General features: G+C 32.5%; 15 protein-coding genes. All 15 read right to left on the bottom strand.

All coding sequences use genetic code 11. From position 1 onward, the window contains the following. Position 1: 1 nt before the first annotated feature. The 15 genes from BTO08_RS02465 to BTO08_RS02395 all read right to left on the bottom strand — a co-directional run bounded on the left by BTO08_RS02465 (position 2) and on the right by BTO08_RS02395 (position 16,452). Positions 2-1,426 carry a phosphomannomutase gene (locus BTO08_RS02465; protein WP_105059752.1) on the bottom strand — a complete coding sequence of 475 codons (1,425 nt, stop codon included), beginning with the start codon at positions 1,424-1,426 and terminating at the stop codon, positions 2-4. A 3-nt stretch (positions 1,427-1,429) separates the two neighbouring features. Beyond that, positions 1,430-2,176, bottom strand: a complete 747-nt coding sequence (locus tag BTO08_RS02460; RefSeq protein ID WP_105059751.1) for a glycosyltransferase family 2 protein — start codon at positions 2,174-2,176, stop codon at positions 1,430-1,432. Continuing rightward, a complete protein-coding gene (locus BTO08_RS02455; protein ID WP_005368980.1) occupies positions 2,176-3,582 on the bottom strand; it encodes a mannose-1-phosphate guanylyltransferase/mannose-6-phosphate isomerase in 1,407 nt (468 codons plus the stop codon). Before BTO08_RS02455 ends, BTO08_RS02460 begins: the two co-directional genes overlap by 1 nt. A gap of 18 nt (positions 3,583-3,600) precedes the next feature. Then, positions 3,601-4,056: a GDP-mannose mannosyl hydrolase gene (locus tag BTO08_RS02450; protein WP_105059750.1), complete on the bottom strand. Its 456-nt coding sequence runs from the start codon at positions 4,054-4,056 to the stop codon at positions 3,601-3,603. Between the two features lie 2 nt (positions 4,057-4,058). Further along, positions 4,059-5,036 carry a GDP-L-fucose synthase gene (gene fcl, locus BTO08_RS02445; RefSeq protein ID WP_105059749.1) on the bottom strand — a complete coding sequence of 326 codons (978 nt, stop codon included), beginning with the start codon at positions 5,034-5,036 and terminating at the stop codon, positions 4,059-4,061. Beyond that, positions 5,036-6,142: a GDP-mannose 4,6-dehydratase gene (gene gmd, locus BTO08_RS02440; protein ID WP_105059748.1), complete on the bottom strand. Its 1,107-nt coding sequence runs from the start codon at positions 6,140-6,142 to the stop codon at positions 5,036-5,038. The genes fcl and gmd overlap by 1 nt, the downstream gene beginning before the upstream one ends. Positions 6,143-6,180: 38 nt before the next feature. After that, positions 6,181-6,861, bottom strand: a complete 681-nt coding sequence (locus BTO08_RS02435) for a glycosyltransferase family 4 protein (protein WP_198038401.1) — start codon at positions 6,859-6,861, stop codon at positions 6,181-6,183. Positions 6,862-7,217: 356 nt separating this feature from the next. After that, the gene (locus BTO08_RS02430; protein ID WP_105059746.1) at positions 7,218-8,084 is read right to left on the bottom strand and encodes a beta-1,6-N-acetylglucosaminyltransferase; all 867 of its coding nucleotides are present in this window, start codon (positions 8,082-8,084) and stop codon (positions 7,218-7,220) included. Next, complete coding sequence (locus BTO08_RS02425; protein ID WP_105059745.1) at positions 8,081-9,307, bottom strand: oligosaccharide flippase family protein; 1,227 nt, start codon at positions 9,305-9,307, stop codon at positions 8,081-8,083. Before BTO08_RS02425 ends, BTO08_RS02430 begins: the two co-directional genes overlap by 4 nt. Before the next feature lie 7 nt (positions 9,308-9,314). Beyond that, entirely contained in the window at positions 9,315-10,274 is a 960-nt protein-coding gene (locus tag BTO08_RS02420) for a glycosyltransferase family 2 protein (protein ID WP_105059744.1), read from the bottom strand. Between the two features lie 60 nt (positions 10,275-10,334). Next, on the bottom strand, positions 10,335-11,459 hold the full coding sequence (locus BTO08_RS02415; protein WP_105059743.1) for a polysaccharide pyruvyl transferase family protein: 1,125 nt from the start codon (positions 11,457-11,459) through the stop codon (positions 10,335-10,337). Between the two features lie 4 nt (positions 11,460-11,463). Continuing rightward, positions 11,464-12,450 carry a hypothetical protein gene (locus BTO08_RS02410; protein WP_146108431.1) on the bottom strand — a complete coding sequence of 329 codons (987 nt, stop codon included), beginning with the start codon at positions 12,448-12,450 and terminating at the stop codon, positions 11,464-11,466. Positions 12,451-12,656: 206 nt separating this feature from the next. Continuing rightward, positions 12,657-13,739, bottom strand: a complete 1,083-nt coding sequence (gene wecA, locus BTO08_RS02405) for a UDP-N-acetylglucosamine--undecaprenyl-phosphate N-acetylglucosaminephosphotransferase (protein WP_105059741.1) — start codon at positions 13,737-13,739, stop codon at positions 12,657-12,659. Between the two features lie 417 nt (positions 13,740-14,156). Continuing rightward, on the bottom strand, positions 14,157-15,353 hold the full coding sequence (locus BTO08_RS02400; RefSeq protein ID WP_105059740.1) for a hypothetical protein: 1,197 nt from the start codon (positions 15,351-15,353) through the stop codon (positions 14,157-14,159). Then, positions 15,343-16,452: an adenylyltransferase/cytidyltransferase family protein gene (locus tag BTO08_RS02395; RefSeq protein WP_105059739.1), complete on the bottom strand. Its 1,110-nt coding sequence runs from the start codon at positions 16,450-16,452 to the stop codon at positions 15,343-15,345. Before BTO08_RS02395 ends, BTO08_RS02400 begins: the two co-directional genes overlap by 11 nt. Positions 16,453-16,693 lie beyond the last annotated feature (241 nt).

The following is a 16,693-nucleotide window of genomic DNA, read 5'->3' as shown; positions in this document are numbered from 1 at the left end:
CTTAGAGATTAATTAATTGAATGTTTTCTAGCGCATGATTGACTAAATAGATAGCTTTCTCAACAGAAGTTGATTCGGAATAACAACGAAGTTCGGGTGCATTTCCTGATGGGCGAAAGTGAATAATATCACCACAAACTAAAGTAATTCTTAATCCATCAGTTATATCAACACATTCAACGTTAATATCATCAAAATTTAACTTTTTAAGAAATTGAGAAATATTTTCTTTTGCTTGTTTTAAAATATTTAAGCTGAATTCCGTTGCAAAATTCTGAATACGGTCACTATGCGTATAACGCTGAGGCAAAGCATTCACTAATTCGTATATCGAGTTTTCTTTTGCTTCTGCCAATAGCATTAATGCAGGTAATACCGCATCACGAGTAGGTAATGCTTTAATTTCTTTACCATTAACTAATGCATCAGAGCCTAATAAAAAACCGCCGTTGGCTTCAAAACCCGCCACTGAATCATATTGTTTAGCTAACTCATCAAATTCAGCAATCACATAAGGTGAACCAATTTTTGTACGAGTCACATGATTAAATCGTTCACAACTCTCAATTGCAGTATTGCAACTTACAGGTACAGCTAGTGCTTCAATATCCATTGCGTTAGCACATAGTAAACCTAAAATATCGCCACGTAGCCAATCACCGTTTTCATCGGCAACTAATGGGCGATCACCGTCACCATCGGTTGAGAAAATAAAATCGAGATTGAACTCTTTAGACCATACTTTGGCTTTTTGTTTATCAGCCTCAGATACTGCTTCTGTATCAATTGGAACAAACTCATCACTGCGTTCTAGAGCGATGACTTCGGCACCTAATGCTTCAAACAGCGGTGTATACAAGTCACGTCCTGCACTTGAATGCTCGTAAATACCAATTCGCTTACCTGCTAGCATTTTGTTATCAAACAAAGAAGTGTAACGCTCAATATATTGGCTTGCTGCTTTATCACTCACAGTTAATAAAGGTAAATCAGTAATGGTTTTAAACTCAGCTTCAGAGCTTAAAATAGCTTGCTCATCCGCTTTACTAATTTCACCATCAGGGCGGTAAAACTTTAAACCATTGCGGTCAAAGGGAATATGGCTGCCCGTGACCATAATGCAAGGAATATTATCTTGCATTGACACATACGCTAATGCTGGCGTTGGTATAACACCATAATAAATAACCTCTAGTCCTAACTGTTCAACCGCTTTAGCACACGCTTGTGCCATTGCCGAACTACTTGGTCGATTATCAATCGCTATAGCAACTTGTTTAAATTCAAACCGTGATTGAATAGAACTAATAAACGCATGAGTAAAAGCAGCACAAACATTAGTAGTGAACTGCTCTACTAATCCTCGAGCACCACTGGTACCAAATTGAATACCTGAATCTTTAATAACGCTCGCACTTTTTAACATAATTTATCTCTTTAAAAATTGAGGGATCTTAGAGACATTTTTAATTGCTAATGCAGAAACCCAAGGCACCTTGCTATTTTTTAATGCTCGAATGTCTTCTTTCGTTTTTAAAATAATATTATTTAAATCTCGATTACTAGCGCCACCAACACGCATTTTAATCGTTACTTCAGGTAGATAACTCATTGATATCTTATTTAAATAAAGATAACGAAGCAGAGAATCATAATCAGCAGCAATTTTGAATGATAAATCAAACAAGCCAAATTTTTCATAGCAAGAACGTTTCATATAAAATGTCGGATGAGGTGGCATCCAACCTTTTTTCATTTTGCTTATATGATAATAGCCAGACTTCCAATATCTAACCACAGAATCAATATTATCTTTATTTACATATTGAAGATCTGCATATATTGCATCTGAATTATTTGCCGAAAATGTATTTACAATATCAGTTACGGCATCAGGATAGGCAAATAAATCATCTGAATGTAGAAAACCAATAATATCACCAGTAGCTGCATTGATCCCTTTATTTAGCGCATCATAAATGCCTTTATCTGGTTCACTGATAATCGTTGAAACTTTAGAGCTATGAGCTTTAATTATATCTAATGTATTATCTTTTGATGCGCCATCAATAATAATATATTCAATATTAGAATATGTTTGTTGTTCTAAAGATTTTAGGGTATCGATAATAGTATTGGCACTATTATAGGTTGCTGTAATAATACTGACTTTCATTAATACCCAACTCCATAATCTTCTAAACGCACTACATCATCTTCTGATAAATAAGCACCAGAGCGTACTTCAATTAACTCTAAAGGGATTTGCCCTGGATTCGCTATCGAATGAGGAGAGCCAATAGGAATATACGTTGATTCATTTTCTGACAGTAAATAGCTCTTATCACCATTAATTACCTTGGCAGTCCCCTTTACGATCACCCAATGTTCAGCACGGTGGTAATGCATTTGGGTAGCTGTACGCTCACCCGGTTTGACCATCACATGCTTAACATGGAATCGGTCACCTTCTGCGATTTCATCATGCGTACCCCATGGGCGGTACACTTCACGATGCTGCAAGTATTCATAACGGCTTGCTTGTTTAAGTTGACCAACAATACCTTTCACGTCTTGCACTTTATCTTTGTGTGCTACAAGCACCGCATCTTTGGTTTCAACCACAATAAGGTCATCTACACCAACTGTTGCAACCAATTTATTCTGCGAGAAAATATAACTGTTAGACGTATTTTCAACTAACACATCACCACGAGTGGCATTGCCCGATGCATCTTTCTCATTGACTTCCCATAATGCAGACCAAGAGCCTACATCACTCCAGTTCGCATCCATTGGCACCACAACGGCATCTTTTGTATTTTCCATTACAGCGTAATCAATGGAGTCATCAGGACAACATTCAAAAATATCTTTATCTAATCGCGTAAAATCTAGATCTTGTGTAGCTGTATTAATAGCAGCTTGACAAGCTTTTAAAATATCAGGGGAATATTTCTCTAATTCTGCTAAATAACGGGAAGCCTTAAAAAGAAACATACCGCTATTCCAATAATACTCACCACTATTGACATATTTTTTTGCCAACTCTAAAACAGGCTTTTCTTTAAAAGCATTTACATAATAAGCATTGTTATTAATTGCATCACCACGAGCAATATAACCATATCCTGTTTCTGGATGTGTCGGCACAATACCAAAAGTGACAAGTTTGCCTTTTTCTGCTTCTGCTTTAGCGTGTTGGACTGACGCTAAAAAAGCATCTGTATCTTGAATGACATGGTCAGCCGCTAATACTAACAATAATGGGTCTTCATCATTGACTACAGCTTTGAGTGCTGCGAGTGCAATAGCTGGAGCGGTATTACGTCCAACTGGCTCTAAGATAATCCCACTATTATCCATCCCGCCTTTGCGCAATTGCTCTGCCACAATAAAGCGATGCTCTTCATTACAAATCAGTAATGGGGCTTGATGGTCAATACCATCAAGACGCTTAACCGTTTCCTGCAACATGGTTGCATTCGAAGTTAACGCTAAAAACTGTTTCGGATAAAGGGTACGGGATAACGGCCACAGGCGGCTACCTGAGCCGCCTGCCATGATTACAGGTAGAAGCATAATCCGTTCTTCTTTTGTTTAGAGAAAATAAAGCTTGGTATGACGATGAACATCGTCAGTATTAAGTAAGGTTGCCACATCAAACCATTGATAGTGACCATGCTGCTCTTTGGGTAAGTGCGTCAGCGGTACATCAAGCTTTAGACGATAACCCAGTACAACGTAATGCGTAGTGAAGTCATCACCCGAGAAGTTATCATCATAAAAATGTTCAAATGGACCAATTAAGGCCGCATCAGACAGTTGCAACTCAACCCCTAACTCTTCTTTCGTTAATCGAGCAAATGCCATCGACAAGGTTTCGTCTTTTAATACGCGTCCACCAGGGACGAACCAATAACCTTGTGCTGGTTTATTCAGGCGCTGCCCAAGCAGCACCTGGCCCTCTGCATTTTCAACGATTAAATCAAGCGAAATAAGTGGGGTATGTGCCACAACGGTTTGGAATGTATGTGTATCTAACCGTTGTGTCATGATTACTTCCTAAAGTTATCTTGGTTTGCCAAGAACCACTGATAGGTCTGCGTTAAACCTTCTTCTAGGCTCACGCTATAACGCCAACCTAAATCAGCAAGTCGGCTCACATCCATTAACTTACGCGGTGTACCATCCGGCTTGGTGCTATCAAAGACCACATCACCGTCAAAGCCCACGACTTTTGCCATGGTCTCTGCCATTTCACGAATAGTACAGTCAACACCGGTACCCACATTAATGTGTGATAGCATTGGTTGAGTATTGGCTTGATAAGTCTCATTATCTAACTCCATCACATGGATAGAAGCGGCAGCCATATCATCAACGAACAAGAATTCACGCATTGGTGTACCTGTTCCCCACACCACCACTTCATTATCGTTGTTTAATTTCGCTTCGTGGAAACGACGCATCAAGGCTGGAATCACATGTGAGTTATCAGGGTGGAAGTTATCGTTCTCACCGTATAAGTTCGTTGGCATCACGCTGCGGTAATCACGACCGTATTGACGGTTATACGATTCACACAACTTAATACCGGCAATTTTTGCCACAGCATACGGTTCGTTAGTCGCTTCTAGCGTACCTGTAAGTAATGCTGATTCGGTCATTGGCTGCTCAGCCAACTTAGGATAAATGCACGATGAGCCTAAAAATAGCAGGTGCTGTACATCATACTGGTGAGCAGCATGGATGATGTTACATTCCATCATCAAGTTTTCATAAATGAAATCAGCAGGGTAAGTATTATTAGCATGAATACCTCCTACTTTTGCAGCAGCCAAGTACACTTCATCAATACGTGCTTCAGCAAAGAAATCACTGACTGCTTGTTGATTTAATAAATCTAACTCGCTACGTGTACGCGTAATGATTTCAACGTTGTCACGCTGAGATAATTGACGAACAATTGCTGAACCCACCATACCACGGTGACCAGCAACAAAAATACGTTTTTTCACAACAGATACCGTCATTAGTTTTCAAGTGAAATAGACACATCAAAGCCATTGGCTTTAAGTAGAGCGTGTTGTTTTGCTTTATTAATGTCATTAGCGACCATTTCAGCGCACATTTCTTCAACGGTAATTTCAGGTGTCCAGCCAAGCTTTTCTTTTGCTTTGCTTGGGTCGCCTAGCAAGGTCTCTACCTCTGCAGGACGGAAGAACTTAGGGCTAACACGAACAATCACATCACCGACGTTAACGCTTGGTGCTTTCTCACTATCAACTGCAGTAACAGTTGCAATCTCATCCACACCCTTACCTGTGAACTCAAGATCAATACCCGCTTCTTTTGCAGACATACGAACAAACTCACGCACAGAGATTTGTTTACCTGTTGCGATAACAAAATCATCAGCCACTTCTTGTTGTAGCATCATCCATTGCATACGGACGTAATCTTTAGCATGACCCCAGTCGCGAAGCGCATCCATATTGCCTAGGTATAGGCAAGACTCTAAGCCTTGAGAAATATTGGCAACCGTACGTGTAATTTTACGTGTTACAAATGTCTCACCACGACGTGGGGATTCATGGTTAAACAAAATACCGTTACATGCGTACATGCCGTAAGATTCACGGTAGTTCACTGTAATCCAGTAAGCGTACATTTTTGCTACAGCGTAAGGAGAGCGAGGGTGGAAAGGTGTGGTTTCACGCTGAGGGATTTCTCGTACCTCACCGTAAAGCTCAGATGTCGATGCTTGGTAGAAACGAGTTTTCTTCTCAAGGCCATTGATACGGATTGCTTCGAGTAAGCGAATAGTGCCCATCGCGTCAACATCAGCCGCATATTCAGGTGACTCGAAAGACACTGCTACGTGAGACATGGCACCAAGATTGTAAATTTCATCTGGCTGGATTTCTTTTACAAGACGAATAAGATTAGAAGAGTCCGTTAAATCACCATAATGCAAGTAGATATTATCGTTCGTATTACAAACAGCATCCACACGCTCAGTATTAAAAGACGATGCGCGACGAATTATCCCGTGAACCTCATAACCTTCTTCTAACAATAGTTCAGCTAGGTATGAACCGTCTTGGCCAGTAATACCAGTAATCAGTGCTTTTTTCATAAATCCTCTATATAACTTAGATTATTTTTCAATTTTATTTACTGAAAAACATTCAAAATTTCGTGTTTTATAATATCAGGAGAGTAATTACTCCAGAACAGTTCATAAGAGTATTTAGATAACTCTTCGTACTCATTTATATCAAGATCAAGCAACGAGCTTAATTTATCATTCATTGCTTCAAAGCTAATATCATTAACTAAACCTAAATAGTCTTCACCTAAATAATCTGAAATATAACCAACATTAAAGCAAATAACTGGTGTCCCTTGAGAAAGAGCCTCTAATATAATTAATGGCATTCCTTCATTAAAAGATGGAACAATCAAAAACTTTGCATTTTTAATTTTTGACAATTTATCAACACCATCCACCCGTTCACCAAGAAAGCAATTCTCTGGTGATTTACTTTTCAAATAGAGAAAATAATCCAATTCAATTGGAGAACCATTAAGGTAAAAATTTACATTCGCATTCTCAAGCGAAAGGTCGATCACAAAATCTAAGTTCTTTGACTTAACATAATTGGAAAGAGAATATATGTAATTTTCCTTAAAGGAAAAATCAAGCATAGTTCTTTCTACATCAACAGTATTATGTAAAACAGTAATCTTAGAACTAGAAAAGCCTTCTTTCTCGATTTCGTTTTTCGATGTGCGTGATAGTACAAGACAATTATTGCTTAATCTCATAAATATTTTGGATAATATTTTTGACATCAAACTTGCACTATAATACTCAATAAAGTCCCCCCGATGTAAATGACTTACAACTATAATATTCCTACATTTAAGACGACTTAAAAGTACTAATAAAGTTGACTTTACTAATCCTAAATTCGACGTTGGAAAGTTAATGTATAAATATGAGAACCCTCCTTTGGTACAAAACAACATTGACACCAAGTACAAAATAGAGAGTATAGAAAATAACATCCCTTTATTAGCATACTTATCAATGATTTTGTGGATATAATATCTATCATTAAGAACTGAAAGAATCCTTTGGTTACTCAAACTAATTCCATGATATGAATATGGTGGGAGCTCACCAATAAACAAAATTTTTTTCATAATTAACCAAATCTATTCTTTAAAAAATCAATGGATATATCGTCACCAACTTTTCTTATAAAAAAAACATCATCATCGAAATTTGAATCTAAATCAGAAAAACTTAATATTTTAGGATAATCAGGGCCAGTTTCCCAATCAATATATCGAAGAGATGCCTTATTATCATTGAAATTTTTAGAGTATAAAGAATCATAATAAGGACTATTGGCTATTATTGAGTGAAAGAACACCTCATCACAACAAAATGAATTTTTGAAATAATCAATAACCTGAGGTTCATCATGTATTCTTTTTAGAATGTAAGTTACACAGCTAATTGATAATGTAAACCAATTAGAACCCTTATAAAATTTTTTAAATGGTTTTACCCTTTTATTTTTTAATAATCCGAGTGAAAAAGCAACTTTATAAAACTTTCTTTTCAGCCTATTTATAAAGCCTTTTCTTTCGAAAAAACAATCATAATGGATATATTCGTAACGACTCGAGAAATCACCATTAGTAAATCCAATAAATTCCTTTTCTATATTATTTCTGATAAATTGGGAGAATTGGTCAATTGACTTTATAAATACATCATCACCAGATATAAAAGTGACATATTCAAAACCTTCTTTAATTGAATATTTTAAAAGCTCGATAGTAAGCAATATTTGACTTACACTCCCCCATGAAACAGAGAACCGATTCTCTACAAATTTAACATTATCAGATTCCAAAAAAAGAAACTCTTCAATGTCGACCTTCTTATCAACATGAATTATGACAACAACATCATTGTTATCTTTAAATTTGTTTAAGTTATAAATGAGAGAATTATTCAATCTATGACATTGAATAAGGATACAATGTTTAATAATCTTCACCTCAAGTTAAAATGTATTTTGAATATTAAGCCTCTTTTAAAAAAGTAATTTGCCACAGTAAAGCTAAATAGTTCAGTTATACATAAAGAATATACAGCACCAATGAGACCATATGATGAAACTAAAAACCAACCTATAAATAAGGAGATTATCGATGTAACAAAAACCTTTTTATACAAATAACTTTTACCTTCTTCAAAATACCCAATTATCCTATTATTAAAAACACCTAAAATGGAGAAAAGGCCAGCAATAGAAAGAAGTGGTAATATTTCACTTGCATTAGAGTATGAGTCAGAAAATAGTAAACCTATAATATCTTTTGAAAAGAAAAAAATAAATATTATTATAGGTATTGATAACGCGCAAACAAAAAGATGAGTCTTAAAAAGTTCTTTTCTGGATTTATCGAAATTATTGCATGATAACGCCTTATTTAAAAAACTTAATGAGAATGACTGAGGAATAAAAGTCCAAGCAAACCCCAAAGTTAAAGCTACATTATAGATTGCAAGACTTTTCATATCGACCATTGATATAATTAAATAGTCATTAACCTTCATGTAAACAATAGTTAATAAGGATGATAACAAATAAGGAAAACCATTAAAAATAAAATCTTTTAAAATTGGTTTTTTTATTTCATTATTTAACCCCTTAACCTTTCTTGATTTTATATAAAAATTTATTATTCCAAAAACTAAAAAAGGAAAAGAGAACCAATAAACCTCTAGAGAAAGATAAACAAACAAAACTCTTAGTAAAATAGCTATTGTCCGTGATAGAAGGCTAGATAAAGCATTAATTTTAGAGTTATTTGAAGATAAAAAATAAAACTGATAAATATCGAGACCGATAAATATATGGCTTATAAGAAAAACCAATATAACATTAGAATTATACAGCCCTTTATTGTTATACAAAAGAAATAAGTAAATTAAAAGCGATGAGGTAATAAAAATTAATATTCTAAAATGCAGACTACCATATATAATTGATATGCTTTTACTCTTATCTATTAGTGTATAGTTTGATACAACATGATTAGCTCCCCACTGTGATATAGTTATAGGTATTAATGTAAGAGATATAGCAAAAGAAATTAGACCGAATTTATCTGGACCCAAATAGTTTGAGACCAAAACATAAGCAATAAGGCCTCCAAAATTTAGTGCTATTTTTTCAAGCATAATCCACAGTGAGTTTTTAAAATATAAGCTCATGATTATTTTATAAATTAAACCTTAACCTTGAAACTAAAAATAAAACCCCTTTCTTACCTATAAATTTATTAATCAACTTCAAAAGAGTTAAAAGGAATTTCCACTTAATATTTTTTACAGATATAAGCCTAATGTTTTCTATTGATTTAATGAAAACATTAACTATTTCATCATGCTTAATTTCACTTCTAAGCATTAGTGATATATATGAAATGCTTTGTCTAATTAACATGTAATGGTAATCTTTTGAATAATCTTTATAAACTTCATCAAGAAGAATAAGGACCTTATATACATCATTTAATTTTTTATAAGATAATGATGATTTAGTCACACTTTGGTGATTAAACTCATAAATATAAAATGCTTCATTCATTACATAATATTCTTCAGCATTTAAAATAGCTCGGCTTACTGCTACAGAATCTTCTCCTAAAGAGATAGCAACAGGAAAAAAAGGCTGCAATTTTTTTATTATTGATGTTCTAAAAATCTTATCCCAAGGTGAGTTTGAAATTTCTCTATTTAAGAAAGCATTTACAATATCGCCTTTACTGTAAAAGCCTTCATTTATCTTATTATCAACAAATTTAGTATTAGATGCCCCATATAAAAAAGAGTAATAATTTAGAAATAAAATATCAATTTCTTTTTTAACTAAAACATCATGAGTAGATAATAAATATTCTTCACTTACCCAGTCATCAGAATCTATAAATATAGTATATTTTCCTTGGGCTATATTTATACCCATATTTCTTGAAGATGATACACCTTCATTTTCTTTATTTATAACAACTATATCTTTAAAGCTTGTAAGAATGTTAGAAGTATTATCAGTAGAACCATCATTAATTACAATCAATTCAAAATCTTTAAAAGATTGATTTAATATACTATTTAAGCATTTTTCAATTGATTTTTCACAATTATATGCTGGTACAATTATTGAAAAAAAAGGAGACATATATGACCTATCATTATTTTAACTATCCTTAAAAATTCAAGGATAGTTAACTATTTTAAATTACATTAATGCATTATCTAAGAAGGCAAAACTTTTCTTTCTAAACTCATATAGGTCTTTATCGAAGTTTAAATAATCGATACTTTCAAGAAGATTGTAATTTTCATGATCTTCAATGTAAATCAATCTTTCAGATAAGTTAAGTTGTCCAAGTAATGTTTTTATACGATCGTCATCTGGATTTGTTTCTTTAAAGGTTACCGCCCAGAAGTCTTTGTTAAATAAAGAAGAAAAAATAGAACCATGAAAAGAGGTAGTAATTACAAGTTTTGAATATTTTATAAGACCTAAGTAATCATTTGGTCTAGATCTCTTAGAGAGAGTAAAACCTTTTGTATAGTTATATTTATATATATATGATTTAGCATCTAACATTACAACAGGCATATTTAGCTTTTTAGATATTTCTTTTACATAATCATAGGTCTTAGGACTAAAAGGAACACCATAGAAGAAAATATAATCACCTTGAATTTCTCGTTCGGGAACTAATGTATCCCAGACTTCCTTTTCTAATAAAATTGTAGGATCGGCAACAACATCAAAACTTCTTCCTGATATCTCATCTAACCATTTTTTACCATTAACTTCTCTAACTGATATATAATCAATATCATTGATAAATTTTTTATATTTACTAAGATCTACGTTTGCTTTTAGTATATTTTTACCGCCTAGACTTGGCGCATAAGATATTTTTTTAGCCTTATCACAAAACGGAATAAAGTATGCGTCATCAAAGTCAGTGCAGTTAACATTCCAAATCTGATCGCTACCAGTAACAATATAATCATATTTTCCAGATAATGACTTTAAACTGCTTGTTGTTGAAAAGCTTTCACTTGTCAAATTAAAATACTCATCAATAAACCATTCAAAATCATTAAATCTTGATTTTAAGATCGGATATGCTAGAGCGTTAATTCCATTTTTAATCAACTGATTCTTTGAGTTAATTTTTGGAAATAATGAATACATGTTTTGCTGCGCTTTACTTGAAAAATCTATTATTTCAACTTGACAATTATATTTATTCGTCAGTATATATTGCATCGCATAGGTTTGTAACATTGAACCTATATTATGAGATGCATGATATGTAATCAGACCAACTTTTTTTTCCATTTTATTACCATTTTTTAAGATTGAAATTTAAAATAGCTTTTATCTTATATAGAAAGATAACTATCATAGAGTAATATATTAACCTATTTACACCTCTAAGGTTATATTGAGTACTCATAACCACATAAACTAAAAATAGAATTAAAATAATTAACTTTATAAAAGAATTTTTATCGCTAATATATTTATATATTGCCCCCCATAAAAGACCAGCACTAATATAATATATAGAAAAAAATACTGGTCCAGACTTCACTATGGTCGAAAAAGCAGGATATGGAGCATATTGATTTATTTTTTGACTTTCAACCATATTATTTATATTTAAAAAAGACGAAGGCAATGGATTAATAGATATAAAAAAAGAGTTTAAGTCTAAGGTAAAGTTTTGAATTACTGCCATATTAGCGAAAACTGAAAAACTTGTAAGATAGTTTATAGATTCAAACATTTTCTTAATATTAATGCCATTTTCAATTAAATACTGTAGGTTTGGAACAACCCCTTGATAGGGATTATTTCTACATTCCATGACAGCACCAAGTAATAGCACAGAAATAAGGATAGTAAATGTTATTTGAAGAATAGAAACCTTACTATTTTTCAAATAGGTACCAATAAAGTAACATATAGGTATCATTATTACATTCCGACTAGAACTTCCTAAAACCATTATGACGAGAATTATAAGTAAAAAATGTCGCTTTATTCTTTTTTTATCAAATGCTAATAATATTGCAACTATAGGAAGAAGTAATGTATATATTGTTCTAATTATTGGAACTCCATCGCCAGATATAGTATAGCCTTGTCTATAATATATATTTTCAAATCCGTAACCGATATGATAAGAAATCAAAACAATAAAAAAACAATAAAATGAATATCGACTTAAATCAATGTTATAATTAAAAGACGATTTATAATTATCTTTAATATTAAAAATAGAAAAGCCAAAAATAAAAAGGATACAAGAAGATAATATATACACATAGAACTTATTATCATAAGGGTTTATATCATAATATAAATCAAAGGGTACATCTATCGAATATGAAAAAACTTCAAAACCCAAAATGCTGTAACAAGTAATGAAACAATAAAAAAATGGTAATATATATAATTTATTATTTTTTATTTTATTTAGTGATAAAAAACATAATAATAACGATAAAATCAACCAAACATATATCATATTTATCTATGCTTCCGAACTAAACTTAAGTATGAGTGTGATATATTCTTAATTTTTTTACTTATCACCCATATATGATTTATGACGTAAAAATATATAGAAAATGTTATTAAAAAGCTAATAAACATGGTCGATTCTTCAACACCACTCATATCAGCCCAAAGACCTACAACCGCACAAATACTTGCCATCAAACAAATTACACATAGCGTCATTAATGGCGATAACCCCATTCGCTGACAAATATGGTGTAAATGCTCTCGATCGGGTTTAAAAGGCGAATGACCTTTACGAACACGACGGATCATGATCGTTGCCATATCCATTAACGGAAGGGCAATTAACCAAAGCGCTGTTACTGGTTTAAATGCCTCTATGCTTGACTCTTGCGTGCCACGTATCAACATCCACACCACAGAGAAGCCAATAAACATGCTGCCTGCATCCCCCATAAATATTTTAAAGCGGCGACCTAATGGGAAACCTAAATTTAATAAAATATAAGGCACTAACGCAGTTACGATTAAGAAACAGATCGTACCTAAGTACTCGTTGCCACTCATGAAGAAAACAGTACCTAATGCTGTAAATGTAACCGATGCTAAACCACCTAATAGTCCATCAATACCATCGACCATGTTAAAGGCATTAATTGCACCAATAACAGCAATTACTGTAATGAAGCCGCCAACAAATTCACCTAACGCAATGGTTTCACTGCCCATTAAAAAGCCTAAATGGTGAAGGCTATGCCCACCGACTAAAATCATAGCCAGTGAAATGCCAGCTTGGACTAATAAGCGAATTTTAAAACTGACATCGTAGTAGTCATCTAATGCACCGAGCACGATTAAAATAGCAGAGCAAAGTAGGTATAACTCTTGGTTTAAACTTGATGGTAAGAAAAGAAGAAAACCCACGAGTAATGAAAGGTAAATAGAAATGCCCCCAACCAGTGGGACAACACCTTGGTGTAACTTACGCGCATTTGGCTTATCGACTAAGCCAATTTTCTTTGCTACTTTTCGCATGATAAATAACGTAATGAATGACGTTATAAATACAAACAGGTAAGCATAATTCATATAGCGGCCAACTTTTAATATGATATTAACGGTAGGTATGTAACGCGGTTTAACTTAAATCTGTTATTTAAAATCGGTAATAAAATCCTTTTTCTATGACTTGATTACAATCAATCGTGCTTTATTCTTAAGTATCACACTTAACAAAGTTGAATTATTTCAACTTTATTTGTCAGTTTTTTTAGACACATGAGACGGTTTCCTTGAAATTTGAGACATAAAAAAGCACTAGTGGAAACCACTAATGCTTTGATATGCATATCAAATACTGTGTTTTTATGCTTTTAGGGGAATAGGTCCTATTTTTTCTTTGTAAGCTTAAGATTCGCTCCTATACCTCAATTTCTTGAAGTATAGGAACTAATTTAAAAGTATTGGTTAAAAATTGGTAGTCATATATTTTTCTATATAATACATTTATTGCAATCTATCACATGATTGTTTTGAATATATGTAGTTTCGTACCATTAGTATTACTACAAAATATAAAAATAATGTAACTATTGTTCCAATATAATCAATTTTCAAAAATGTCATATTGCCACTTTTTACGCTATACCCCGTAAAAGATAAAATCATAAGTAAACAAGATAGCAAACCGGAAGATTTATTTATCTTATAACTTAAAAGCGATTTAATCATATCATTAACTATGTTGAATATTGCACTTAATGAATTAATCAAAAAGAGAATTCCAACACCAAACATTGTATATAATAAATATGGTTGCAATAAATTAGGGTTAATACTGTAGAAATATAAGATTGAAAACCAAAAAATCAATGGTAAAGATGGTAAAAATATCATGACTAAAAATAATTTACCCACCGATAAGTTGTTGGGTGTAAACTGTGCTGTAAATTTACCTACCATTAGAGCCCAAGAAAACCACCAAAATAAATAAAACAAATGGTAATTATTCATTGGTAATAAGAATTGATTAAAATTCTTTAAATATCCCCAAACTCCAGTATTTATTATATTTAATAATTCATGGCTACCATTATTTTGGAATATTCCAACATATCCTAATAAAACAGTAATTATGAATAAGAATACTGAAGATGTACTAATTAATTTTAATATTGTATTACTCTTAGATAAAGCATATCCAATGGCAATCACTATTACTGATAGAATTATTATTCCATCACGCGTAAAAACCGTTCCTCCAAAAATTTTTACCTGATAGTAGATAAAAAAATCAACAAATAAGTTAACAGAAAACGCACAGGTTAAAATTGTTAAACCAGTAAAGAAAATCTTTACTGCTTTAATATCAAATAATTTTATTTTTGGTTCAATAAAAATAAAATAATACGTTGATAAAAAATAAAATCCCCAAACAGAAAAACCCCAAAAACCCAATTCAATTGATACAGGGTTTAAATTACGGTATTCAATACCTTTATAAGAGGGAAATTCAGTTAGTGGAAACAACAACAACCCTATATCTAGTCCAGATGTAAACAAAAGACAAGAAAATACAATCACATTATTATTTATACTTGTTGCTGTTTTATTTTTTCTTTTTGTTACTAACAATAAAGATATCAATAACCATACAACAATACATGCAAAGTACATATTGAATTTAAAAACGTTATCTAGCATTTAATTTATCCAACTTCGACTGAAATAAATTAAATTTATTAGTATAGAAATTCATGATCTCATCGTTTCTTTTTTCAATATTTACGTTGTACCAACCAGTCCATGCTTTAGCTTGGAGTAATACTAAGATGTAAATAAACTTTAAATTAAAGTATTGAGAGTCAACATCATCAATATCTATAACGTCGTTTAAAACACATGATGCAACATCCATCTCAACAGGTGAATAATCCGCAAATTCCCAGTCAATAAATTTAATTCCATCTGTTGTTTTGATGATATTTTCTCTTACTAAATCATTATGAGACCAACACCATTTAGAATTATCTAAAACTTCATCAATCAAATTGATATCTAATTTTAAGCTAGAGTCAAATTTTGCGTATTTTAAAAATAAATCAATACTTGTGATACACGTTTTCGGATTTATACTCGCTCCATGCTCATAGTAACTAAGCCTATCAACAAAATAAGAATTCATTTCAGCACTAGTTACATGACCAACAGTTCCTTCGATATACTCATATAAAGCAAATGTTCCGCCTAAAATGATACAATCATGCCTTAAAGAAAAAGACTCAATACTTGATGATTGTAAATACTTTAAAACATACTGTTTCTTATTAGTGTAGGATGTTACCTTCCAAGTTATATTAGAAATACCACCGCCAAGATTCTCTACTATAAAATCATCACCTACAATTTCAGTTAGCTTTGTAATACATGATGTCGTTGATTCTATAGGATCCCGGCCAATGAATTTCATAAGACCAAGATCTTTACCTCCTTTATAGTAATTTATTTCACCAGCATCATCTTCACCTTGTACGTGTATATCTATAGAGAATAGTTTATAAAACTGTTCACAGGTAAATAATGGTGCAGTTATAACTTTATCAACAAAGTCTAACGACTCAATCATTTTTAAACGCTGTTCATATGGAATAACAGGTTTACGTTTATAAGCCATTGTATCTTCATCAGTGGCAACACCAACAACCAATTTGGCATCTTCTCCGCCCTGAAATTTTGCAGCTTTTAGGGCACGTACATGACTAGCATGTAATAAGTCAAAAACACCAGAGGTATATATAATCATAACAACCTTTTAGCTTAATCTACTTTCTAATTTTTAAATGATGGAATAGTCTATGATACTAAGCTGAACGTGAAATAAACATATTCCACATAAATATAATTATTAGTAACTAGTATAGATGTTTTTCAATTAACTATTCCAAATGCTCACTCTCTAGAAATAACAATCAATTAAAAAAGTTAGAGAAGAGCAAAATAAACAATCATAATCAATAGGTTAAGAAAAAGATAAAACTCAATAC

Source organism: Photobacterium angustum, assembly GCF_002954615.1.
GTDB classification, from domain to species: domain Bacteria; phylum Pseudomonadota; class Gammaproteobacteria; order Enterobacterales; family Vibrionaceae; genus Photobacterium; species Photobacterium angustum_A.
This window is presented reverse-complemented; position numbering and strand designations above follow the sequence as displayed.